General features: G+C 60.6%; 22 protein-coding genes and 2 pseudogenes. 8 read left to right on the forward strand and 16 right to left on the reverse strand.

Annotation, left to right across the window (positions count from 1 at the left end):
• Window positions 1-17 precede the first annotated feature (17 nt).
• Window positions 18-776, forward strand: a complete 759-nt coding sequence (locus OEG84_RS23045; RefSeq protein ID WP_267655935.1) for a crotonase/enoyl-CoA hydratase family protein — start codon at window positions 18-20, stop codon at window positions 774-776.
• 167 nt (window positions 777-943) lie between these two features.
• Here OEG84_RS23045 and OEG84_RS23050 read toward each other — a convergent pair whose 3' ends face one another.
• The 8 genes and pseudogenes from OEG84_RS23050 to OEG84_RS23085 form a co-directional block, all read right to left on the reverse strand.
• The gene (locus OEG84_RS23050; protein ID WP_267655936.1) at window positions 944-1,234 is read right to left on the reverse strand and encodes a hypothetical protein; all 291 of its coding nucleotides are present in this window, start codon (window positions 1,232-1,234) and stop codon (window positions 944-946) included.
• 202 nt (window positions 1,235-1,436) lie between these two features.
• A pseudogene (locus OEG84_RS23055) lies at window positions 1,437-2,697 on the reverse strand (class I SAM-dependent RNA methyltransferase).
• Window positions 2,694-3,409 (reverse strand): annotated as a pseudogene (locus tag OEG84_RS23060) (TlyA family RNA methyltransferase). Before OEG84_RS23060 ends, OEG84_RS23055 begins: the two co-directional pseudogenes overlap by 4 nt.
• A gap of 113 nt (window positions 3,410-3,522) precedes the next feature.
• Window positions 3,523-3,825 carry a hypothetical protein gene (locus tag OEG84_RS23065; RefSeq protein WP_267655937.1) on the reverse strand — a complete coding sequence of 101 codons (303 nt, stop codon included), beginning with the start codon at window positions 3,823-3,825 and terminating at the stop codon, window positions 3,523-3,525.
• 141 nt (window positions 3,826-3,966) lie between these two features.
• Window positions 3,967-5,892: a 1-deoxy-D-xylulose-5-phosphate synthase gene (dxs, locus tag OEG84_RS23070; RefSeq protein WP_267655938.1), complete on the reverse strand. Its 1,926-nt coding sequence runs from the start codon at window positions 5,890-5,892 to the stop codon at window positions 3,967-3,969.
• Between the two features lie 131 nt (window positions 5,893-6,023).
• Complete coding sequence (locus OEG84_RS23075; RefSeq protein WP_267655939.1) at window positions 6,024-6,944, reverse strand: pirin family protein; 921 nt, start codon at window positions 6,942-6,944, stop codon at window positions 6,024-6,026.
• Window positions 6,945-6,967: 23 nt separating this feature from the next.
• Window positions 6,968-7,213, reverse strand: a complete 246-nt coding sequence (locus tag OEG84_RS23080) for an exodeoxyribonuclease VII small subunit (RefSeq protein WP_267655940.1) — start codon at window positions 7,211-7,213, stop codon at window positions 6,968-6,970.
• A 3-nt stretch (window positions 7,214-7,216) separates the two neighbouring features.
• On the reverse strand, window positions 7,217-8,143 hold the full coding sequence (locus OEG84_RS23085) for a histone deacetylase family protein (protein ID WP_267655941.1): 927 nt from the start codon (window positions 8,141-8,143) through the stop codon (window positions 7,217-7,219).
• Window positions 8,144-8,420: 277 nt separating this feature from the next.
• Between OEG84_RS23085 and ubiT the strand changes: the two genes are divergently transcribed.
• From ubiT to OEG84_RS23110, 5 genes are all read left to right on the forward strand, one after another.
• Window positions 8,421-8,981 (forward strand): ubiquinone anaerobic biosynthesis accessory factor UbiT, encoded by a 561-nt coding sequence (gene ubiT / locus OEG84_RS23090; RefSeq protein WP_267655942.1) that lies wholly within the window; start codon window positions 8,421-8,423, stop codon window positions 8,979-8,981.
• Between the two features lie 186 nt (window positions 8,982-9,167).
• Window positions 9,168-9,995, forward strand: a complete 828-nt coding sequence (locus OEG84_RS23095) for a peptidase U32 family protein (RefSeq protein ID WP_324288245.1) — start codon at window positions 9,168-9,170, stop codon at window positions 9,993-9,995.
• The gene (ubiV, locus tag OEG84_RS23100) at window positions 9,992-10,900 is read left to right on the forward strand and encodes a ubiquinone anaerobic biosynthesis protein UbiV (protein WP_267655943.1); all 909 of its coding nucleotides are present in this window, start codon (window positions 9,992-9,994) and stop codon (window positions 10,898-10,900) included. The genes OEG84_RS23095 and ubiV overlap by 4 nt, the downstream gene beginning before the upstream one ends.
• 112 nt (window positions 10,901-11,012) lie before the next feature.
• Window positions 11,013-12,209: a winged helix-turn-helix domain-containing protein gene (locus OEG84_RS23105; RefSeq protein WP_267655944.1), complete on the forward strand. Its 1,197-nt coding sequence runs from the start codon at window positions 11,013-11,015 to the stop codon at window positions 12,207-12,209.
• 83 nt (window positions 12,210-12,292) lie between these two features.
• A complete protein-coding gene (locus OEG84_RS23110; RefSeq protein ID WP_267655945.1) occupies window positions 12,293-13,063 on the forward strand; it encodes a gamma-glutamyl-gamma-aminobutyrate hydrolase family protein in 771 nt (256 codons plus the stop codon).
• Here the strand turns inward: OEG84_RS23110 and ribB are convergent.
• Both ribB and aroC read right to left on the reverse strand, forming a co-directional pair.
• Window positions 13,056-14,156 carry a 3,4-dihydroxy-2-butanone-4-phosphate synthase gene (gene ribB, locus OEG84_RS23115; RefSeq protein WP_267655946.1) on the reverse strand — a complete coding sequence of 367 codons (1,101 nt, stop codon included), beginning with the start codon at window positions 14,154-14,156 and terminating at the stop codon, window positions 13,056-13,058. The genes OEG84_RS23110 and ribB overlap by 8 nt on opposite strands.
• An 11-nt stretch (window positions 14,157-14,167) precedes the next feature.
• The gene (gene aroC, locus OEG84_RS23120; protein ID WP_267655947.1) at window positions 14,168-15,262 is read right to left on the reverse strand and encodes a chorismate synthase; all 1,095 of its coding nucleotides are present in this window, start codon (window positions 15,260-15,262) and stop codon (window positions 14,168-14,170) included.
• 221 nt (window positions 15,263-15,483) lie between these two features.
• On the opposite strand from aroC, the gene OEG84_RS23125 reads away from it, so the two are divergent.
• Window positions 15,484-15,744: a DUF1344 domain-containing protein gene (locus OEG84_RS23125; RefSeq protein WP_267655948.1), complete on the forward strand. Its 261-nt coding sequence runs from the start codon at window positions 15,484-15,486 to the stop codon at window positions 15,742-15,744.
• 62 nt (window positions 15,745-15,806) lie between these two features.
• On the opposite strand, the gene OEG84_RS23130 is transcribed toward OEG84_RS23125, so the two are convergent.
• The 5 genes from OEG84_RS23130 to OEG84_RS23150 all read right to left on the reverse strand — a co-directional run bounded on the left by OEG84_RS23130 (window position 15,807) and on the right by OEG84_RS23150 (window position 19,652).
• Complete coding sequence (locus OEG84_RS23130) at window positions 15,807-16,277, reverse strand: GFA family protein (RefSeq protein ID WP_267655949.1); 471 nt, start codon at window positions 16,275-16,277, stop codon at window positions 15,807-15,809.
• 117 nt (window positions 16,278-16,394) lie between these two features.
• Complete coding sequence (locus OEG84_RS23135; RefSeq protein ID WP_267655950.1) at window positions 16,395-16,982, reverse strand: histidine phosphatase family protein; 588 nt, start codon at window positions 16,980-16,982, stop codon at window positions 16,395-16,397.
• A gap of 128 nt (window positions 16,983-17,110) precedes the next feature.
• Window positions 17,111-17,923, reverse strand: a complete 813-nt coding sequence (gene fabI / locus OEG84_RS23140) for an enoyl-ACP reductase FabI (RefSeq protein WP_267655951.1) — start codon at window positions 17,921-17,923, stop codon at window positions 17,111-17,113.
• A 114-nt stretch (window positions 17,924-18,037) separates the two neighbouring features.
• Window positions 18,038-19,063: a DnaJ C-terminal domain-containing protein gene (locus OEG84_RS23145; RefSeq protein ID WP_267655952.1), complete on the reverse strand. Its 1,026-nt coding sequence runs from the start codon at window positions 19,061-19,063 to the stop codon at window positions 18,038-18,040.
• A gap of 130 nt (window positions 19,064-19,193) precedes the next feature.
• A complete protein-coding gene (locus OEG84_RS23150; RefSeq protein ID WP_267655953.1) occupies window positions 19,194-19,652 on the reverse strand; it encodes an RT0821/Lpp0805 family surface protein in 459 nt (152 codons plus the stop codon).
• Between the two features lie 38 nt (window positions 19,653-19,690).
• Here OEG84_RS23150 and pdxH point away from each other — a divergent pair, with 38 nt between their 5' ends.
• Window positions 19,691-20,305, forward strand: a complete 615-nt coding sequence (gene pdxH, locus OEG84_RS23155) for a pyridoxamine 5'-phosphate oxidase (protein ID WP_267655954.1) — start codon at window positions 19,691-19,693, stop codon at window positions 20,303-20,305.
• Here the strand turns inward: pdxH and OEG84_RS23160 are convergent.
• Window positions 20,296-21,363 carry a polysaccharide deacetylase family protein gene (locus OEG84_RS23160; protein ID WP_267655955.1) on the reverse strand — a complete coding sequence of 356 codons (1,068 nt, stop codon included), beginning with the start codon at window positions 21,361-21,363 and terminating at the stop codon, window positions 20,296-20,298. The genes pdxH and OEG84_RS23160 overlap by 10 nt on opposite strands.
• Window positions 21,364-21,457 lie beyond the last annotated feature (94 nt).

Below are 21,457 nucleotides of genomic sequence, written 5' to 3' on the forward strand. Positions count from 1 at the left end.
TTTTCAAGAGGATACCCATGACCGACCACATCCTGACAGAGCGCGCTGGCGCCAACGGCGCCATCAACGTGATCCGCTTCAACCGCCCGGAAAAGAAAAACGCCATTACCCGCGCCATGTACACGTCGATGGCCCGGGCGTTGATCGCCGGCGACAATGACGACAGCGTTCGCGTCCATGTCATGCTCGGCACGCAAGGCGCGTTTACCGCCGGTAATGACATGCAGGATTTTATGGCAGTCGCCATGGGTGGATCGATGGGCACCGAGGTGCTGGATTTTCTGGCAGCGCTGGCAATCGCCGGCAAGCCGATCATTTCAGGTGTCGATGGCCTGGCCGTCGGCGTCGGCGCGACCATCAACCTGCATTGCGATCTGACCTTTGCCACGCCGGAGTCGCGCTTTCACACGCCATTTGTCGATCTGGCACTGGTGCCCGAAGCCGGCTCCAGCCTGCTGGCACCCGCCGCCATGGGACATCAGAAAGCCTTTGCGCTGCTCGCCGCCGGCATCCCGTTTTCAGGTGATGAAGCAGAACGCGCCGGCCTGATCTACAAGACAGTGTCCTCGGATGAGCTTGAAGCCACGGTGATGGCCGCCGCCGAAAATCTCGCACAGAAGCCGCCCAAGGCGCTGGCCATTGCCCGCCGCCTGGTCAAACCCGATCCGGAACTGGTGATGGCGCGGATGCGCGAGGAAGCTGAACTTTTCGGCAACCAGCTCAAGAGCGCCGAAGCGCTGGCCGCGTTCCAGAACTTCATGGCGCGCAAGAAATAGCAGGGTTTCCTCCTGCCAATTGCCGGCATTCCAAGTCTCTGCATTCCCGAACGCTGGCCCGCGGGTTGGGGCGCGCACCGAAATCACCTTGTCGGGTTGGCAAGCTCGGCCATGCCAGATCCAGGCGGGGTGTCGAAGGGGCCTGCTAGAATGGGACCCCGGTGAGGTCAGGGACAGCTGGCGGCGGACATTTCGTCCCGGATGCCTTCGAGCCTTTCGTCGAGGTCTCTGATTTCGTCCTTGAGCGCCCAGTTCTCCTCATTGCCATTGTAAGCGTCCCTGTCGTCCTGGACAGCATCGAGGTCAGTCTTCAGACCTTCGCAATTTGTGTTGGCGGCAATTGTCAGAACCAACGAAAGAACCGGCAGGCTTGACGCCCCCGATGGCATTGGTCCGGCGCTGGCCGGTAACGCCAATGAAGTCAGCATGATTGCGGCCACGGCGATGGTCTTGTTCATCGTGAGTCTCCCTTGGAAGCGGATCGAAGGACCGCATGCTTTCACCGTGAAGGCTGCGCCTTGGCTTGGCAATGGCGATTGATGATTTCAGGGTGCGCTTAATGGCATCGCGCCGAGCCTTTTCATCTCGGCGCTTTGTTCCTGTTATTGCTGGGCTTGTGCAACAGGCTCCGGCCGGAATGAGAAGGCAGGAGGCAGTGGCCTACCTTTTCGGCCGTTCCAGCAGCGCCACCACTTCCACGTGGGCCGACCAGAGAAACTGGTCGATGGGGGTGATCGAGGTGATCTTGTAGCCCCCCTTGATCAGGATCTCGAGATCGCGAGCCAGCGTAACCGGGTTGCAGGAGACGGCGGCGATGCGTTTGACGGTCGAGCGGGCGATGTCCTGCACCTGCACCTCCGCGCCGGCCCGTGGCGGGTCGAATACAAGCCCCTGATAGGTCTTCAGCTCCGCTGTCATCAAGGGTCGCCGCAGCAGGTCGCGCTTTTCCACCCTTATCGGTTTGAGCCCGGGCACGCGCCGTGCGGCCTTGTCCAGCGCCGCGAGCGAGGGCCCGTCGCTTTCCACCGCATGCACATGGCTTTGCCTGGCCAGCCGCAGCGCGAAGGTGCCTGACCCCGAGAACAGGTCGAGCACCCGTTTACATTTTTGCAGATGCGCTGTAACCAGATCGCCCATCAGCGTCTCGGCCGCCTCGCTTGCCTGCACGAAACCGCCTGGTGGCGGATTGACGGCAACATCGCCAAAGACCAGTTGAGGTGGTTGAATTTCGATCAGGATCTCGCCGTTGAAGCTGAGCCGGGTCACGCCTGTTTCCTTGCGCACCGACGCGCTGATCCGCAAACGGTCTGCTTCCGACAGTTTGAATGGGGCATCAACCGCCAGATCGAAGCCCGACAGCGTGTCGAGCACGGAAAGGCGGAACGCCTCCTTGCCGACGGCAACCGCTGTCGCCAGTCGCCGGATCGCCGGCAGTGCCTGGTTGATCTCGCTCCGAGGCGACAACGCAGGTCTCAATCGGCACGATCTGGTGGCTGGAGGCGCGGTTGAAACCCAGAATCGCGCCCTTGTCGGTACGTCGTGCGGCAAACACCACCCGGCGCCGGGCGCCGGGTGCGCAGGTCACCAGTGGGGCAACTTCGGCCATGATGCCACGCCCCTCAAGAGTCGAGACCACAAGCTCGCGTTTCCAGTCGCGGTAGGCTGCATCGGCGACATGCTGCATCGCGCAGCCGCCACATCCGGCTTCGTCGCTGTCGGCGCCGAAATGCGGGCAGGGCGGGGTTGCCCGGTCAGGTGACGGCTCGATCAGCGAAATCAGCGTGCCACGCCCCTTGTCGACGGCCGCGGTGATACGGTCGCCGGGCAGCGTGAACGGCACGAAGATCTGCCCTTCCGGAGTCTCGGCGATGCCGTCTCCCTGGCCGCCAAGCCGGGTAATGTCGAGTGTGCGTGTGCTCATGCCTTGACGCCTCCAATGAGGTATTCGCGGTTGCCGTCGCCCCCTCAATAGGCGAAGGGACCGGACCTACCGCCTGCCATCCTGGCTGGGAAGCCAGCCATTGCACCAGATCCTCGGCGATCTGCCGGCCGAGCTTGGGATATTTGAGCATCCCGCCCTTGCCGATGGCGGCTCGTCCGGCTTCGAATTGCGGCTTGACCAGAAGCACGGCAAAGGCGCCCGGCGCGGCCAGTTCAAGGGCGGCGGGCAGCGCCAGTTTCAGCGATATGAAACTCACATCGGAAACGATTGCCGTGATCGTGCGGCCCTCAAGATGGGCGGCCGTCAAGTCGCGGGCGTTGACGCCTTCGAGATTGCTGACACGCGGGTCAGCGACAAGCGTGGGGTGCAACTGGTCATGGCCGACATCGACTGCCACCACATGGGTGGCGCCGGCTTCGAGCAATACCTGGGTAAAGCCGCCGGTTGATGCACCGATGTCCAGCGCATCGCGTCCGGCAGGATCGAAGTCGAACGCTTCCAGCCCGGCTTTCAGTTTCAGGGCCGCGCGCGAAACATAGTCTCGCGCCGGGTCGGAAATCTCGATTGCGGCGGTTGCGCTGACCTGGGTGCCGGGCTTGGTGACGGGGTGGCCGTCGACCACCACAGCGCCACGGGCAATGGCATCGCGCGCACGCGAGCGGCTGTCGTAATGTCCGAGTTGCACCAGCATCTGGTCCAACCGGTCTTTATCGGGCGAAGGGGGGCGAAGATATATTGGACATGACGCCGTCTTGGCCCGTAAGCGGGGTCAGGGCAAGCGCTTTATGGCAAATAGCGCGATTGTCAGTAGCGTATGATGCTGCCTAGCCGGGTGTCACCAGACGCATCGGGAGGCCAGTTGGGCGTGCCGCTGTCGGCCAGACGCTGGCGCAATCTTGGGAAAATGTGGTCCTCGGTGTGAAGATCCAGCGTGCCGCGGATGCTGCCGAGCTTGGGTTGCAGCATGCGGATCGCAGCTTCCTCAATCCGCCGGTCGTAGCGCGGTTGGCCGTCAGCTGCGACCGCGTGTGAAGCCGTTACCAGCGCCAGAACCGGCAACGCCAGAAGCCAGGCGAAAGTATCTATTTTTGGTCTGGGCAGCGTCATTGAAACATCGTCCTGAAGTCCCCGGTCATTGGCCAGAGACTAGCAGAAGGACCTTTCGGAACGCCCAAAAGACGTGGTTACGAGGCTACAAACACCTATGGTTTCAAGAAGGTAACCGGAAGCGTTCGAGCGCCGTGCAGGCTACAGTACGCGCGACGCATCGAGCTTGGCGCGCGAGGTCGACAGCGCACCAAACACGGTGTCGACAATGCCCTTGCGGTCCAGCCCTGCACGCGCATACATCGTCGCCGGTGCGGCGTGATCCATGAAGATGTCGGGCATCACCATGCTTCGTGCTTTCAGCCCGCCATCAAGCAGCCCTTCGGTACTCAGGAACTGCAGCACGTGGCTGCCGAAACCGCCGACCGAGCCTTCCTCGATGGTGATCAGCACTTCATGGTGCTGCGCGAGTTGCCGGATCAGCTCATGATCGAGCGGCTTGGCAAAACGAGCGTCGGCCACAGTGGTCGAAAGTCCGGCCACTTCCAGGTCTTCTGCCGCCAGCAGGCACTCGGCAAGCCGGGTGCCGAACGACAACAGCGCCACCTTGGTGCCTTCGCGCATGATCCGGCCCTTGCCGATCTCGAGAATCTGCCCGCGTTCGGGCATTTCTACGCCAACCCCTTCGCCGCGCGGATAGCGAAACGAGATCGGGCCTTCGTCATAGGCAGCGGCCGTGCGCACCATGTGCTTGAGCTCGGCCTCGTCAGCCGCCGCCATCACCACGAAACCGGGCAGGCAGGCGAGATAGGCGGTGTCGAACGAGCCCGCATGGGTGGCGCCATCGGCGCCCACAAACCCGGCCCGGTCAATCGGGAAGCGGACCGGGAGCCGCTGGATCGCCACATCATGGACCACCTGGTCATAGCCGCGCTGCAGAAAGGTCGAATAGAGCGCGCAGAACGGCTTCATGCCCTCTGTCGCCATGCCGGCGGAAAAGGTCACTGCATGCTGCTCGGCGATACCGACATCGAAGGTGCGTCCGGGAAATGCCTTGGCGAACTTGTCCACCCCGGTGCCCGATGGCATGGCGGCGGTGACAGCCACGATCTTGTCGTCAAGAGCGCCTTCCTGGGTCAGGGTCTCGCCAAAGACGGCGGTGTAGCTCGGCGCATTCGGCTTGGCCTTGGCTTGAGCGCCTGTGATGACATCGAACTTGTTGACGCCGTGATATTTGTCCGCCGCTGCTTCGGCGGGCGCATAACCCTTGCCCTTCTGGGTGACGACATGGATCAGCACCGGCCCGTCGCCATTGTCGCGCACATTGCGCAGCACCGGCAACAGATGCTCGAGATTGTGACCGTCAATCGGTCCGATGTGATAAAACCCCAGCTCCTCGAACATGGTGCCGCCGGTGACATAGCCGCGCGCATGCTCGACGGCGCGGGTGATTGCCCGGTCGATGTTCTTGCCGAGATAGGCCGTCAATTTCTTGCCGGCTTCGCGGAAGCCCATATAGGTGCGCCCCGAGGCCATCCGTGCCAGGTAGGCGCTCATCGCACCGGTCGGCGGCGCGATCGACATGTCATTGTCGTTGAGAATGACGATCAACCGCGCATCCAGCGCACCGGCATTGTTGAGGGCCTCATAGGCCATCCCTGCCGACATCGCGCCATCGCCGATCACCGAGATCACATTGCGTCGCGTGCCGGTCATTTCGCTTGCCACGGCCATGCCCAGCCCGGCGGAAATCGACGTCGACGAGTGTGCCGCGCCAAACGGATCGTAGGGGCTTTCGTCGCGCTTGGTGAAACCCGACAGGCCGTCTTCCTGGCGCAGGGTGCGGATTCGGTCGCGCCGTCCGGTCAGGATCTTGTGCGGGTAGCACTGGTGCCCGACATCGAAAATAAGCCGGTCATGGGGTGTGTCGAACACCTTGTGGATGGCAATCGTCAGTTCGACCACACCAAGGCCTGCGCCCAAATGTCCGCCGGTCCGCGACACCGCGTCGATCATCTCGGCGCGCAATTCCTCCGCCAGTTGCGGCAATTGCTTGTCGTCGATGTTCTTCAGGTCGGATGGTATCCGGACGGTGTCCAGAAGCGGGGTAGCTGGCAGGTTTGTCAAATTATGCCTCACAATCGATCACGCCGTAACCCGGAAAGATTGACGTGTAAACCCGGTCCAACGTCGCAACACCGCAGGGTCAACTTGCCCTGCGCGGGTTGATCCGCAAGGTAGGCCTTACAATGCAGGCGTCAATCGGGCAGCGGGATAAACTCTTCTGCATCCCCCGGGACAATGTCGAAACGGCCGCTGCGCCACTCCGCCTTGGCCTGCTCGATGCGTTCTTTCGACGAGGAAACGAAGTTCCACCAGATATGGCGTTTGGTGGGAATGCTGTCGCCGCCAAACAGCATCATGCGTGCGCCGGACGTGCCGGCAGTTATTGTGATGGCGTCGCCGGGTCGGAACACCAGCAACTGATCCGGGCCAAACCGGTCACCGGCGATTTCGACCTCGCCTTCCAGCAGATACAGCGCCCGTTCCTCCCAATTGGCATCAAACGGTGCCGAGGTCGAGGGCGCCAGTGCCAGATCCACATAGAGCGTGCCGATGTGCTGCGGCACCGGAGAGACCAGCCCGCCAAAATTGCCCATCACCACGCGGCCGTGCACGCCCGCATCGGTGATTTCGGGTAATGCCGCAATGTCGGTATGCGAGAATACCGGATCGGTTTCTTCAAGATGGTCGGGCAGCGCCAGCCAGGTTTGCAGTCCTGACATCGGCATGTCGCCGCCACGCATTTCCTCGGGCGAGCGCTCTGAATGAACAATCCCGCGACCGGCTGTCATCAGGTTCACGTCGCCGGGCTTGATCACCATTTCCGTGCCCAGACTGTCGCGGTGGCGGATCGCGCCGTCAAACAGGTAGGTTACAGTCGACAGTCCGATATGCGGGTGCGGTCGCACGTCCATGAAATCACCGGCGCGGAGAATGGCCGGGCCCATGCGGTCAAAAAAGATGAACGGACCGACCATCCGGCGGCGCGCTGTCGGCAACGCCCGCTTGACCGAAAAACCGCCGATATCGCGCGAGGATGGGATGATCAGATGTTCGATCGCATCACAGGAAAAGGCGTCGCCGGGTTCCGGGTCGCCGCCGGGGAAAAAGCTCATGCCATGCTCCTGTGTCCGCGTTTCTATTTGGTATCGAGCGGCTCGGTCGCGGTCGGCTGGCCCTGCCGGTCGAGGCGGATCTTCTCGATCCGTTTCTCGGCGGCTGACAGCAGCTTTTCGCAATGGGCCTTCAGCGCTTCGCCGCGTTCATAGATCTCGATCGACTTGTCGAGCGCCACGTCGCCGCGTTCGAGCTGCTCGACGATACGTTCGAGTTCGGAGACTGCAGCTTCGAAGCTCATCTCGGAAATGTCGTTGGCTTGGCTCATCGATCAACCTTTTTGCAGGCGCATGACATGGGCGGCCGCCGATTCGGCAAGACCAACCAGATCATACCCGCCTTCGAGCAGGCTGACGACCCGGTCATTGGCGTGACGGCCGGCGATTTCCATCACCTTGCCTGTGGCCCAGTCGAAATCGTTAGCCACCAGGTTGATTTCGGCCAGCGGGTCGCGGTGGTGGGCGTCGAACCCGGCCGAGATGATGATCAGATCCACATGCGCAGCCTCAAGCGCCGGCAGGATCCGGGTGCGGAACGCCTCGTGAAAATGGTCGCTGCCGTCATTGGTCGACAGTGGCGCGTTGAAGATGTTGCCCTTGCCGGTCTCGCCCAGCGCACCGGTGCCCGGATAAAGCGGCATCTGGTGGGTGGAGAAGTAGAACACGCTTTCGTCGTCCCAGAAAATGTCCTGCGTACCGTTACCGTGGTGAACATCCCAATCAACGATCGCCACCCGCTCTGCGCCATGAACCTTTTGCGCGTGCCGCGCAGCGATCGCCGCCTGGTTGAACAGACAGAACCCCATCGAGCGGTCTTTCTCGGCATGGTGTCCCGGCGGGCGCGTGGCGACGAAGGCGTTGTCGGCTTCCTTGGCAAACACTGCATCGACCGCCGCCATTGCCCCGCCAACCGAGATCAGGGCCGCTTCCATTGCCCGCGGGCCTGCCACCGTATCGGCATCGATTTGCGCCATGCCAGATTCGGGGATCGCCGCGCGGACCCGCGCGAGATGTGATTCCGGGTGTGCCAGCAGCACGCTTTCAGCCGCCGCCTCCGGCGCCAGATGGCGTTCGAGCGAGGCAAAATGCTCGTGTTCAAAGACTGCCTCGAGCGCCCTTAACCGGTCCGGACGTTCCGGGTGGCCGGTGGGCACTATGTGTTCGAGGCCGATGGGATTGGAATAATAAAACGTGCTCATCATTTCTATCTAGCGATGAAACCTCGACGATTCCAGTGCCGAGCGCCTTTGCCCCCTGCATCTGTTTGGCTGCAGCGGCAGACGTCCGAGGCCGGCGCCGTGGAGCCTGTGCGCCTGCAAGCCCGCAGAAGTGCCAAATTGACGCGGCTTTTCCCTGCAGCCCCTACGTGCAGATTCGTTGATCTAGATCAAAAGCCGGTATCGGCCCTGTGTTACCCCAAACCATCAGTCGAGCGATCCGATGTCGGATTGATCGCATATCCCGAAGGTTGGCGAGATGCCGCACCAGACAAGCCGCGCAGCACCGGCTCTGCCCCGGCAGTCGGTTTTTGCTGCTGACAATTTGCCAAGGCTCATCGGCAAGATCACGGCGCCACTGCCGCTGTTTCCGATTCAGTCGATCCTGCGGCGGATGGTGCGGGAAGTGGCGCGGCAGCGTCCGGAACTGTTCGAGCGGCTCGGCCCGCACATCCATTCCACCTATGTCATCGATGTTGCCGAGTTGTCATTTGTCCTGCGTTTGCGACCTGATCCGGATGCACCCGGCCTGACCGCACACAGACGCACCGAGCAACTCGACCCTGATGCCACAATTGCCGGCCCGTTTTCGGCCTTGTTTGATGTCATGGACGGCACTGCAGATTCCGACGCGCTGTTTTTCTCCAGAGATATTTCCATCAGCGGCAACACCGAAGCCGCAGTCTGCCTGCGCAGTGCGCTCGATGATCTTGAAGGCTCGATTATCGAGGATCTGGTGCATATGAGCGGGCCACTCTACGCCCCGCTGCGGTTCGCGTTGACGCGGCTGCGCAAGGCAAAACCGGGAGACCAGCCATGACCGAGCCCGCACTGAGCCGCAAACCAGAGCTGGTTTGCCCGGCGGGAACCCCGGCGGCGTTGCGCACCGCGGTCGATGCCGGCGCCGACGCGATCTATTGCGGCCTGGCTAACGAAACCAATGCCAGAAATTTTGCCGGGTTGAATTTTTCCGCCGACTCGCTGGCCCAGTCGATTGTCTATGCCCATGAGCGCAATGCCCAGGTGTTGCTGGCCGTCAACTCGTTCGCCACCGCGCCGCGCACGCAGCTGTGGAAGGATCTCGGTCGATATTGCAGCCGAACTCGGCGCCGATGCGGTCATTGTCGCCGATATCGGCGTGGCGGCTTACGTGGCGGCACGTCATCGGGGTTTGCGGTTGCATCTGTCGGTGCAGGCAGGCGCATCCTCGCCAGAGGCAATCCGATATTATTGCGAGCAGTTTGGCGTCAAGCGGGTGGTGTTGCCGCGGATTCTCACGGTCGCCGAAATCAGCGCCATCCATCGCCAGATCCCGTGCGAGATCGAGGCCTTCGTGTTCGGCAATATCGGCATGATGTCGGAAGGGCGCTGCAGCCTGACCAACTATGCCACTGGCGTGTCCACCAACATGCATGGCGTTTGTTCGCCGGCCAGCGCGGTGCAATATGTTAGCCAGCCCGATGGCGGCACATCGGCGGAACTGGGGCCGTTCGACATTGATTGCTATTCGGCCGAACAAAGCACCGGCTACCCGACAATCTGCAAGGGCCGCTATACCAATGCCGACCGGCCGGAGCCTTATTACGCGTTCGAGGAACCGATTACCCTCAACCTGTCCTCGTTGCTGCCCGATCTGATGAATGCCGGCGTTACCGCCCTGAAGATAGAGGGCAGGCAGCGCTCGCGCTCCTATGTGCAGATGGTGGTATCGGCCTTCCGCCGTGCAGTTGACGACATATCCACAGGCCAGAGACCGGATCTGAGTGGTCTCGCGCAATTGTCCGAAGGCGGCAAGGAGACCCAGGGCGCCTTCAAGACCAAGAAGTGGAGATGACGGTGACCGCAAACCTGACCATGGGACCGGTGCTGTTTCACTGGCCCGAACAGCAAAAACGAGATTTCTGGTTCCGGATCGCCGACGAGGCGCCTGTCGATGTTGCCTATCTGGGCGAAGTCGTGTGCTCGAAGCGCACGCCGTTTTTTGATCACAGCCTCGAAGCTGTTGCCGAGCGACTGCAGCGCGGCGGCAAGCGGGTGGTCTGGTCAACGCTGGTAGAGGTCGTCAACAAGCTTGACCGCAAGGTCATCGAATCTTTCTGCGGTTTTGACGAAGTCGAGGCCAATGACGTCTCGGCGCTGCACTATCTGACAGGCAGGCCGCACCGGATCGGCCAGTATCTCAACATCTACAACGAGGAGACGGTGCGCCATTTGTCCAACAACGGCGCCACCCATTTCTGCCTGCCGGTGGAATTGCCGATGCCGGCGGTGGCGGAACTGGCGAAAGCGGCTGGTGAAACCGGCGCAGGCGTCGAGGTGCAGGTGTTTGGCAAAGTATCATTGGCGCTGTCGGCGCGCTGCTACCACGCCCGTGCCCATAACCGCACCAAGGACAATTGCCAATTTGTCTGCGAAAAAGACCCTGACGGCATGGATCTGAAAACCCACTCCGGCAAACCGTTCCTGTCAGTCAACGGTATTCAGACCCTGTCGGAAAAATACCTGACCCTGTCCTCCGAATTGCCGGCGCTGGAAGAGGCAGGTGTGACGGCCTTCAGGCTGTCGCCCCACAGCTGCGACATGGTCCAGGTAGCATCAGCCTATCGGCAACTGCTCGATGGCGAGATCAGCGCCAGCGAACTCGATGCCATTCTCGACCAGACGAGCGTTCCCGCGCAGCGGATGAACGGGTTTGTGCACGGCAAGCCCGGGTTTCAATACGTGGCCAACCAGTCCTGAGGGCACGCATTTCGCCGGGGCCGCGCTGCCAGTCATGGAAGGTTCCGGGAGCAGGGGCAGGAAAGTGCGGCTTATTGCTTGAACAAACAGCGAACATGTGTACCCTCTACGCATGGTCATTGAACTATCGAACAGAGCGGCGCGGCGGATCTTTCTCGCCAAACAGGGGCTTTCAGCCCAGCCGTCACGGGCATTGTCCAAGCCCGATCTGCTGCAAATGATCCATGATCTCGGTTTCGTGCAGGTCGACAGCATCGCCACTGTCGAGCGCGCCCATCAGCAGATCATCTTCTCGCGCAACCAGACTTACAAACGCGATCACCTGCGCCAATTGCTGGAAGAGGACCGGGCGCTGTTCGAGCACTGGACCCACGATGCCTCGATTGTTCCTACTGCGTTTTATCCCTATTGGAAGCACCGCTTTGCCCGCAAGGAACAGCGGATGCGCGAGCGCTGGGCGAAATGGCACGGCAAAGGCTTCGACAAGTCATTTGATGAAACCTATCAACGCATTGTCGAAAACGGTGCTGTGCTGGCCCGCGAGGTCAGGCAGACCGGTCACAAATCCGGCGGCTGGTGGGAGTGGCATCCATCGAAGACCGCGCTGGAATTCCTCTGGCAAACAGGAAAGCTTGCGATTCGTGGCCGGGAGAATTTCCAGAAGATCTATGACCTGAGCGAACGGGTGATCCCGGATCATCACCGCGAGAGCGAGGTTACGCATGCAGCCTTCGTTGACTGGGCCTGTCGCGCCGCACTCGAGCGGCTCGGCTTTGCCACCCATGGCGAGATCTCGGCGTTTTGGGACCTGGTTTCGCCGGAGGAGGCCAAGGGCTGGGTTGCGGCAAACCGCGATACGCTCGACGATGTCGAAATCGAGTGCGTCGGCGGCGGCAAGGCGCGCGCTTGCTACGCATTCTCTCATCTGTCGGCAAATGCCGACGACTGGCCTGAACCACCCGCCCGCATCCGCGTACTCAGCCCTTTCGATCCGCTGCTGCGCGGCCGCGACAGGGCCGAGCGCTTGTTCGGCTTTCGCTACCGCATCGAGGTGTTCGTCCCCGCAGCCAAGCGCGAATTTGGCTACTACGTATTCCCGCTGCTTGAAGGCGACAGGCTGATCGGCCGCATCGACATGAAGGCCGACCGCAAGACGGGCACGCTCAATGTCACTCGGCTGTGGCTGGAACCGAAAATCCGCGCCTCAGCGGGCCGCATGGCCCGGCTCGATGCCGAACTCGCCCGCGTTGCCCGTTTCGCCGGTGTCAGCGACATTGTCTATGCGGAAGGCTGGAATCGGCCATCGTGAATTTGCTCGGCGCTCAAATTGCTTCCATTTCAAGGTGAACCGCTCTAATCCGGGTGGTCAGAAATCGAATGCGAGACAATTCCATGAGCAGGCCTGTCATCGGCGTCATCGGCAATACCTACAGTGTGGAAAACAGGTTTTCTGTTCAGATGGCCGGGGAGAACAACCTACAGGCCGTCGCCGATGTCGCGGACGCCTTGCCGCTGATTTTCGCTGGCGATCCACAAATGACGGACATATCGGACTTGCTGGACGTGGTGGATGGCATACTGCTGACTGGAGCCAGGGCAAATGTCCACCCAAGCCGGTTTGGCGCCGAACCCGATCCCCGGCATGAGCCCTATGATGAGGGGCGGGATTCAATTGCCCTGCCGCTGATCGAGGCTTGCGTCGAACGAGCTGTCCCGCTGTTCGGGATATGCCGCGGCTTTCAGGAAATGAACGTCGCAGGCGGCGGCTCGCTGCATCCGGAAATCCGCGAATTGCCGGGACGGATTAACCACCGCATGCCGCGCCTTGAAACAGGCGAAATCCACCCTGATCCAACTGTCGTTTTCGCTGACCGCCATAATGTCCGGCTGATCCCGGATGGCGTCTTCGCCCGCATTCTGGGAAGCGACCTGGTCCGAGTCAATTCGCTGCACGGCCAGGGTGTTCTCGAACTCGGCGACAAAATCATCGCCGAAGGCGTGGCTGAAGACGGCACCATCGAAGCTATTCGTTTCAAGGATGCGGACGGCTTCGCGCTCGGCGTTCAATGGCACGCCGAATACGACCCGCAGAAAAATCCGGTGAACAGGTCGCTGTTTCAGGCCTTCGGTGAGGCAGTGAAAGCTTACAAGCGTTCTAGATGATCTCGGTCGAGGCTATCTTGATGCCAAAACCTTCGAGCCCGACATAATGGCGTTCGCGCGAGGCATAGAGCTTGATAGAGGTGATGCCGAGATCCTTCAGGATCTGCGCGCCAAGCCCGATTTCCAACCATTCGTCTTCGCGCGCCTGCGCTTCGGCATGGCCTTCGCCCTCAATCACGGTGGTCCGGCGTGACGCCTGCGGCCCGACGCCGACCGAGCCCTCGCGCAGATAGATCACCACGCCGCGGCCCTCCGACGCCATCTTCTCCATCACCGCGTTCATCGGTTCCTGTTTTGAGAACACGTCATTGACCACCGATTCCTGGTGTAACCGCACTGGCACGCCAACGCCGTCGCGGATGTCGCCAAAGACGACCGCCAGATGGTGCATCGGATCCCATGGCAGCTTGTAGGTAAAGGCCTTGGCCTTGCCCGCCACAGTTTCCACCTCAAAGCTGTCGATATGCTCGATCAGCGTTTCCTTGCGCTGCCGGTAGGCGATCAGATCAGCCACCGAAACCTGCTTGAGCCCGTGCTTGGCGGAAAAACTATCGACCTGCTCGCCGCGCGTCACCGTACCGTCGTCATTGACCAGTTCGCAGATCACGGCGATCGGAGGCAGGCTGGCGAGCTTGCACAGGTCAACCGCGGCTTCCGTGTGGCCCGAGCGCATCAGCACGCCGCCCTCGCGCGCGATCAGCGGAAAGATATGACCGGGACGGGTGAAATCGCTGGCGCCGGCATTCGGATTGGCCAGATTGCGTGCCGTCAGCGTCCGGTCATCGGCTGAAATACCGGTGGTGGTGCCGTGCTTGTAGTCTACCGACACTGTGAAAGCGGTGGTGTGGGCCGAATCATTATCGGCCACCATGGCGTTCAGGTTTAGCCGCTTGGCTTCCTCGCGCGGCATCGGCGTGCAGACAATACCGGATGTGTGGCGCACGATGAAGGCCATCTTTTCGGGCGTGCAATGAACTGCGGCGACAATCAGGTCACCTTCGTTCTCGCGTCCGCCATCATCGGTGACGACAACAATTTCACCGGCTTCAAAAGCGCGAATGGCGTCAACGACGCGGGCTTGATCATAGCTCATAAGGCAGTCTCTCAATCGAGGCGGCCGGTCTGGCCGCGGTCTCTCAAATAATGGTCGGCCAGCGCGCAGGCGACCATGGCTTCACCGATCGGCACGGCGCGGATACCGACACAAGGATCATGCCGGCCTTTGGTTCGCACATCCACTTCGTTGCCATCGGCGTCGATCGAGCGACGCTCGTTGAGGATTGAGGAAGTGGGCTTGACCGCGAAACGGGCGATCACCGGCTGTCCGGTGGAGATGCCGCCCAGAATGCCACCGGCATTGTTGGACAGGAATACCGGCTCGCCATCGGCGCCGATGCGCATTTCGTCGGCATTTTCCTCGCCGCTGATCCGGGCCGCTTCGAAACCATTGCCGATCTCCACGCCCTTGACCGCGTTGATCGACATCAGGTTGGCGCAGATATCCTGATCGAGCTTGGCATAGATCGGCGCGCCGAGCCCGGCAGGCACATTCTCCGCCACCACTTCAACAACGGCGCCGACAGATGAACCGGCCTTGCGGATGGTGTCGAGATAATTCTCCCAGACAGGCACGATTTCGGGGTCGGGGGCAAAGAACGGGTTGTTGTCGACTTCTGCCCAGTCCCAGTTGGCCCGGTTGATGGAATGGATGCCGATCTGTACCAAGGCGGCGCGGATCCTGATTGTGGGCACCACCAGCCGCGCCAGACCGCCGGCGGCAACACGGGCAGCGGTTTCTCGCGCCGAAGACCGTCCGCCGCCACGATAGTCGCGCACGCCGTATTTTGTGTCATAGGTATAATCGGCGTGACCGGGCCGGTAGCGCTTGGCAATGTCCGAATAGTCCTTCGAACGCTGGTCGGTGTTCTCGATCAACAGCGAGACCGGAGTACCGGTGGTGATCAGGCCGCCGTCATCTTCGCGCATCACGCCCGAGAGCACCTTGACCAGATCGTCTTCGCGGCGCTGGGTGACAAAGCGCGACTGACCCGGCTTGCGCTTGTCCATCCAGTGCTGCAGCTGCGCTTCGGTAAAGCGCAGGCCCGGAGGGCAGCCGTCAACAACACAGCCAAGTGCCGGTCCGTGGCTCTCGCCCCAGGTGGTCACGCGAAACAAATGGCCAAATGTGTTGTGCGACATGCGGATCAACCGTGGATAGTTCGGGACGCGCCCGGATGGGGTGTTCAGCGTGACTTCTAGATGATCTGGAGCCTTCGGGGAAAGCCTTTTTGTTGATCTTGCGCCGATGCCGCACCGTTTCGTTGACATCACAATTGTTTACGGCTCAGATTGCGCCGTAAATTTTGCCACATTCAGTCCCTTCAAGAGGGGACGCAAATTGATTGATCAAGGACTTCCCGATGCGCTTTGCCATATCCGCCATATTGGCCCTTTCTGCCCTGCTTGCGCCGTTTGCTGCCTGGGCGCAAAGTGCTGATGTCGAGGCCACGATCACCGACGTCTCGACAGCTGAATTGACCATCAGCCTGGATGACGGCAAGGTCTACCAGGCCCCGACCGAGTTCAATTTTGAGGGGCTCGAATCCGGCGTCAAGGTTGTGGTGTTCTATACCGAAGTCGATGGCAAACGGCAGATTATCGATCTCGAACTGGTTCAGTAGGCTCGAAGCGGTTCATACCGTCTACGATTCTTGGGATAGCGCTGCGTCTTGATTTTCCTGCCCTAATATCCCAGCGCCTTGCGTCGCATCAGTGCCTCTCTTGGCCAAAATGCCTCAACACTCGAATAGAAGATGTCAAAAGCGGGTATGTCCGCAGGCAAGCTGACCCATGGCAGTTTCGAGCGGGTGAAAATGTGAACGTCTGGCGGCAGATTGATCGGATCATCCAGAGTGCCGACCCGCAAGAATACCATCGTCTTGCGGCGGCCGTAATCGGACCAGACAGTGGTGCCGCAAGCCTCGCAGCGATAAAGATCATGCGGGTTGCCGCTGTCGGTCGGCATGGTGAAGACCACCGTTTTTCCCTGATCGATCTCGATGTTGTCACGCTCGATGACAGCATTGACAACAAAGGCGCTGCCGGTCTGTCGTTGACAATCCTTGCAGTGGCAGCAATGCACGATCATCGGCTTCGACTTGAGCCGGTAGCGCAACGCACCGCAACCGCATCCTCCAGTCAATTCCGTAGCCATATCGCCTCCGTTTCCAACCGTCCCCGATGCTCAATAACTCCCACGCAGTCGAGTACACCAAGCCAACCGTCCGGATTTGTCCGATACTGGCTCACGATCAGGCCCTTCGCAAAGCGCTCAGATCCAGCCGATTTTGGTCCCGTCGGTCTTCAGGATGCGATCCTGCGGGATATCCAGCAGCGCGGCTTCTTCGCCATCGATCTTGCCGATACGCTCGAACATCGTCCGGATGACACCGCCATGGGCAACGCAAATGGTTGGCCGGGTGACGGTTGGCAGGTACCGGTCGATGCGCTCGGCGAGCATCGCATAGCTTTCCGCGGTAGCCCCGGGCGGGCGAAACCGCCATTTGCCGCGCTCGCGTTCGGCGATGCGCTCGGGTGAATCCACCCCGATGTCGGCCAGTGTGAAGCCTTCCCAGTCACCGAATGACAGTTCGATCAGCAACGGCTCAATGCGATAGTTGGTGGGGTCAAGAGCGGCGGCGCCGCGCACCAGTTCCATGGTTTCGCGGGTTCGACCCAGCGGGCTTGCCACCCAGTCGAATTCTTCAAGTGGCAATTCGAGCTTCGCTGCCGCGAGCGCGCGGCCATTGCCGCGGGCCTGCTCGCGCCCGGTGGCATTGAGCGGGATATCGCGCGCACCTTGAAGCCTTTCATCCCGATTATAGTCGGTCTGGCCATGTCGGATCACATAGAGAAGCATGTCACGCTTTCGGATTGGATGCGGTCAAACGATGCTGATGCTTGCCATGCCCAAATGGCATCATTTGGGCATGGCGTGCACGCATCAGATTAAAGCTAATATGCGCGTTCTACCGAACGCGCGGCCTTTCAGACGACGCTGATGTCCGGCGCGTCGACGGCTTTCATGCCCACGGTGTGATAACCCGAATCGACATGCAGGATTTCGCCGGTGACGCCACGCGACAGGTCCGAAACCAGGTACATGGCCGAATCGCCCACTTCGTCGATGGTCACGGTCCGCTTCAGCGGCGAATTGTACTCGTTCCACTTCAGAATATAGCGGAAATCGCCAATGCCGGAGGCCGCGAGCGTCTTGATCGGGCCTGCCGAGATCGCGTTGACACGGATATTGGAACCGCCCAGATCAACCGCCAGATAGCGCACGCTGGCTTCCAGCGCGGCCTTGGCGACGCCCATCACATTGTAATGCGGCATCACCTTTTCCGCGCCGTAATAGGTCAGCGTCAGGATTGATCCGCCATCGGTCATCAACGGTTCGGCGCGTTTGGCCACCGCGGTCAGTGAATAGACCGAGATTTCCATCGTCCGGTTGAAGTTCTCGCGGCTTGTCTCGACATAGCGGCCGGTGAGCTCGTCCTTGTCGGAAAACGCGATGGCGTGAACCACAAAATCGAGCTTGCCCCATTTGCTTCCAATCTCGGCGAATACAGCGTCGATGCTGTCGAGATCGGTTACGTCGCAATGACCGGCGACAATCGCGCCGAGATCGGCGGCAAGGGGTTCGACGCGTTTCTTCAACGCGTCCCCCTGATAGGTCAGGGCGAGTTCGGCGCCGGCGTCGGCGCAAGCCTTGGCGATGCCCCAGGCAATCGACCGATTGTTCGCCACGCCCATGATCAGGCCGCGTTTGCCTTTCATCAGGCCGGAAGTGTCAGCCATTGCAGTCTCCCTCGAATTGGTCGGGCAGGCTATGGCACACGGTGCCATTAGCTGCAAGTCGCGGCTTTTGGGGACACGCGATCACGACAGGTTATCCCACACTGAATGGCAGGATCATAGAAACCAGGCCTTGCGGCTTGATCGCATAAGGTCTGTCAATCGCGGATCCGGCTTTTCCGGCAACATAACCCGCAATTGGACATGAAGGGCACCGCGCTGGCCATCGGCGCGCATCAGCCCCTTGCCGGCGACACGCAGTACGGTGTCCGAGCCGGACCATTCCGGAATGGTGATCCGCACCGGACCGTCGAGGCTGTTATAGACAAAACTTCCACCCAACACTGCCTCGATCAGATCGATTGCCTGTTCGCCATGCAGGTCGGCGCCGTTTGAACGGAAGCGCGGATGGTCTTCATGGCGCAAGGTGACAATCACGTCGCCATAGGCTGAAGGATCGGGCGAGGGGACGGTGATTTCTGCCCCGTCCACCGATCCCGGAGGTGCGGAAAAGGCGACGGCCCGATCTTCGCCAAACACGATCTCGCCGCTGTATCCGGCCATCGCGGTCTCAAGACTGATGTCGATTTGCTGCCTGGTGGCCGGCAATCCGCCGCTGGACGCCTTACGGGTTTTCCACTTGGCAAACAGTGCGTCGAGTGTGGCCAACGGATCGTCGTCCAGTCCAGGTGCGTTCGTCTCGGTTCTGCGACCGGTGGTTTGGGCGGTTCGCGCAGCCTCCTCGCGGGTCTGTTTCGACGCCGCTTCGCCGAATATGTGCGCAACCATGTCGTCGAAGCTGGCTTCGTCGCGCGTATTGGTCTGGCTGTTTGCGGAATCCGCGTTCGCCGCCGTGCGGCGCGCCTGCTTGAAGGCGGCAAAGGGATTGGCGGCGAAGCCGCGTACCGGCCTGGTTCGCTTGCGTCCGCGGGCGTCGATGACACCGCTGTCGAACTTGAGCCGCAGATCCGGATCAATCAGCAATTTGTAAGCCTGCGAAATCTCGGAAAAGCGAGCGCCCGCCTGAGGGTCGTCACGCTTCTGGTCAGGATGCCACGCCTTGGCGAGATGACGGTAAGCACTCTTGATATCTTCAGCTCTGGCGGACTTACTGACGCCGAGCACCGTGTACGGACTACGCATGATACTTTCCCGTATGGGCTTGTCTTATCAAAACCTACCGGTGATTTGCTAACCATCCGTGTATGAACGAAAATTAGCGGGAGGAATGAAGTCGCGGGTCGGGAAGTGTCGGTAAAGGTTCGGCGCAGCCTCAGCTGCCGGCCCGCTCGAAGCTGTCCATGCCCCATGCGCCCGTTGTCAGGCGGCAGACGCGGCCATTGAACAGCGCTACGCCGTCAAATCCGTGACGCGTAGTCTGAAACACCCGGCAGCTTGTGGCTCCATCGTTCTGACTGACGATGTCCGAAATGACCCCGGCCGATCCGGTCAACGCATTCGACCATGGATGCGGGTTGATCAGTTGATCTTCGGTCAATTCGCCGAGCAGGTCGCCGATGACAGTTTCGTCGGACATGATTTCGCTGTCTGCCGACAGTGGCGCGATCGAACCGGTGGTCATGGGGTCGAGAGACAGGGCTGAAACCGCATCTCTGCCGCTTCGCATGCACCCCGATGCGCCGAGCAGGATCGGCAACATCAGCGCCAAAAGCGCGCGCCGCCTGTGCCTGGCCTTTTCGGCTCTGTCCGCATCTGTTAGGTCGTTTGCCAATGTGATGCCGCTCAATTCAGGATGCATGAGGCAATAGTATGACCGAAACAGGGTTAACGACTGGTGACTTTACCGCGGCAGAGGAGCCTTATCAGCTGTTCGCCGAATGGCTCGAGGATGCGACCGCATCCGAACCCAATGATGCCAACGCGCTGGCGCTCGCCACTGTGGATGCGGATGGACTTCCCAATGTGCGGATGGTGCTGCTCAAGGGCTTCGATCACCGCGGCTTTGTGTTCTACACAAATTTCGAAAGCCGGAAGGGTGAGGAAATCCTTGGCGCGATGAAGGCAGCCATGTGTTTCCATTGGAAATCGCTGCGTCGTCAGGTGCGGATTCGTGGCGCGGTCGAGCAGGTCAGCAACAGCGAAGCCGATGAATATTATGCGTCGCGTCCGCGCGGTAGCCGAATCGGGGCCTGGGCCTCAAAACAGTCGCGTCCGCTGGAAGGCCGGTTTGCGCTGGAAAAGGCGGTCGCGGAATATACCGCCAAATATGCCATCGGTCAGATACCGCGCCCGCCGCACTGGTCAGGTTTTCGAATTGTGCCGCAATCCATCGAATTCTGGCATGACCGGCCGTTCCGGCTGCATGACCGGGTGGTGTTCAGCCGTACCGATAAGACCTGGGAAAAGACTCGACTTTATCCCTGACCGCGGCCGGAAAGCGCGAACGGGATACCCGAGGCGAGGGCGCCGACATAGCGGCTCTTCTGATAATAGCCGTTCAATGAAATCCGCTTGAGAGCGTAACGTTCATTCAGGCTGCGGCGGGTAAGAACGCCGGGGTTGGTTGTTACAGCCAGCGTAAATCCCAGATCTTGCGCCGCTTGAAATTCTCGGGGCCCGGCAGCGCATGAATCGCCGTAGGGATAAGCCAGCGTTGTCGGGGATGTGCCGGTTATCATCGCAACCCTTTGTGCTGACTGGGTGATCTCCGCCATCATTCGATCGGCTTGCAAATGCGCCAGATTGACATGGGCAATGGTGTGAGCGCCAAGCCGTGCAAGCGGGGTCTCGGCAAGCGCGCGTAGTTCCTGCTCGTTCATTACTTCGCGGTCGACTATGCCTGTCGGACAGATGCCCTCTGCCCGAGCCAGATTGTCGAGTTGGGCGATTATCTCATCCTGATGGGCACAGGCCAGCGCCTTGTGCAGCCGGTCGAATGCCGCGTATTTCTCCAACAGGGTCCGTGTCCGAAGCGAGATTTCACCCTTGCCGAAGTCGAAGGTGAATTGGTCAAGGCTGCCAATCAGTTGTTCCGCCGTCTCCCACCAGATCGAGTGGGTGCGGTCAACAAAGCCACCCGAGATGAATATCGTGTAGGGAACGCCATGTTCCTCAAACACCGGGCGCGCGAACCGGTCGTTGTCGCGATATCCGTCATCCAGGGTAAAAACCATCGCCGGGCCGGGAGGATTGGGCTGCGCGAGAAATTCCGGTAGGTCCTCGAGAGCCACGGGAACATGGCCGTCGGCCTTCAGTTTGGTGATGCTCTGGTCGAGAAATTCGGGCGTGATGGTCAGGTGCGCAACCGGATCAAAGTGTTTTTCGATAGCCGGCCGTACGTGATGCAGGGTGAAAATCGCTCCCAACCCGCGGGCTGTCGGCATCAGTCCCGATTTTGCCAGCAGGGACACGGCCTCAAGCCCGCCCTGGATGGCGGCACGCTTGACCATGCGACGTGCGGCGACTGTATTCGGACCGTGCATAAACCGTTCCCGGGCGCTGAATGCGCTTACGAAGTCAGCTTAATAGCAGTCCTGACTTAACCGATGTTGAATCGAGCGCGCGTTTTTTCGCAAT

It is taken from the genome of Hoeflea algicola (assembly GCF_026619415.1).
Lineage (GTDB): Bacteria > Pseudomonadota > Alphaproteobacteria > Rhizobiales > Rhizobiaceae > Hoeflea > Hoeflea algicola.